The 1,681-nt window shown below is 65.5% G+C and carries 1 protein-coding gene; it reads left to right on the top strand.

Annotated features, from left to right (window positions below; translation table 11 throughout):
• Nucleotides 1-32: 32 nt before the first annotated feature.
• The coding region (locus AC1DYM_RS22980; RefSeq protein ID WP_477342362.1) for a condensation domain-containing protein at nt 33-1,681 on the top strand (1,649 nt) is incomplete at its 3' end.

Here is a 1,681-nt window from a genome sequence, read left to right as displayed (position 1 = left end):
CGCTGGCGGAGTACATGGTCCCGAGTGCGATCGTGACGCTGGCCTCGCTGCCGCTGACACCCAACGGCAAGCTGGATCGCAAGGCGCTGCCGGCACCGGAGGCGGAGTCCTACGCGGTGCAAGCGTACGAAGCACCGGAAGGTGCGGTGGAGGAGGCGATCGCGACGGTGTGGTCRRGCCTGCTGGGYCATGCCCGGGTGGGCCGCCACGACAACTTCTTCGCCTTGGGCGGCCACTCGTTGTTGGCCGTGCAAGTCATCTCTCGACTGCGTCAGGCACTGGGTCAGGAAGTGGCCTTGAGCCAGTTGTTCACCACGCCGGTGCTGTGTGACTTTGCGCGGGCGACGACGGGCTCGTCGCGCAGCACGTTGCCGGCGGTGACGCCTGCAGAGGGTGCGGCCCGCCAGGCGCTGTCGTATGCGCAACAGCGCCTGTGGTTCCTGGACCAGTTGGAAGGCCACAGTCGGGCGTATCACATCCCGCTGGCGATGTCGCTGGATGGTGCGCTCGATAAGGTGGCGTTGCGTCGCGCGCTGGATGGTTTGCTCGCGCGGCACGAAGCGCTGCGAACGAGCTTTCCTTCGCGAGAAGGTCAGCCGGTGCAGTGGATCGCGGCCGATGCGCGGTTTACGTTGGTCGAGCACGACCTGACGGCGCTGGAGGCGTTGTCGGCTGATACGGCGCAGGCGCGGTTGCTGGCCGAGGAATCCGCCGAGGCGTTCGATCTGTCGACCGGGCCGCTGATCCGTGGACGGTTGATCGTGCGAAGCGCGGACCGGCACGTGTTGGCGATCACGATGCACCATATCGTCTCGGATGGCTGGTCGATGGGGATCCTGGTCAGCGAGTTGAGCGCGATGTACAACGCGTTCCGCGAAGGCCGGGAAAACCCGTTGTCGCCCTTGGCGGTGCAGTACGCCGATTACGCGGCCTGGCAGCGTCAATGGGTGTCTGGTGAGCGTCTGGCGTCGCAGGAGGCGTACTGGCTGACGCAGCTGTCGGGAGCTCCGGCGCTGTTGGAYCTGCCGACGGATCGGCCGCGGCCGGCGCAGCAGGACTACGCGGGCGACTTCGTAGCGTGCGAACTGGACGCTTCGCTGACCGAGGGGCTGCGTGCACTGAGCCGCCGCCACGGGACCACGTTGTTCATGACCCTGCTGGCCAGCTGGTCGGCGCTGTTGTCACGCTTGTCGGGTCAGGACGAGGTGGTGGTGGGTACGCCGACGGCGAACCGCGGCCGACAGGAGATCGAGGGGCTGATCGGCTTCTTCGTGAATACGGTGGCTATCCGCGTGGACCTGTCCGGCTCGCCGACGGTGGCGTCGCTGCTGGAGCAGGTCAAGGCAACGACCGTAGCCGCGCAGCAACACCAGGACCTGCCGTTTGAGCAGGTGGTGGAGCGACTCAATCCGGCACGCAGCACCGCGCACCATCCGGTCTTCCAGACCTGGTTCGTCTGGGAGGATCGGAATGAGGCGGCTTGGAGTCTGTCTGCGTTGGCTGCTCAGGAAATCGAATCTAGCGTGCAATTGGCCAAGTTCGATGTTTCGCTTTCTTTGGAGGATGGCAGTCGGGGAGTGAGAGGCGGTATCGAGTACGCGACATCGCTGTTCGACCGGTCGACGGTCGAGCGCTTCATCGGTTGTTGGGTGCAATTGCTCCGTGGCATGGTCGAGGACAC

The sequence above is a fragment of the Luteibacter sp. P1_D3 genome, assembly GCF_056406135.1.
This window is presented reverse-complemented; position numbering and strand designations above follow the sequence as displayed.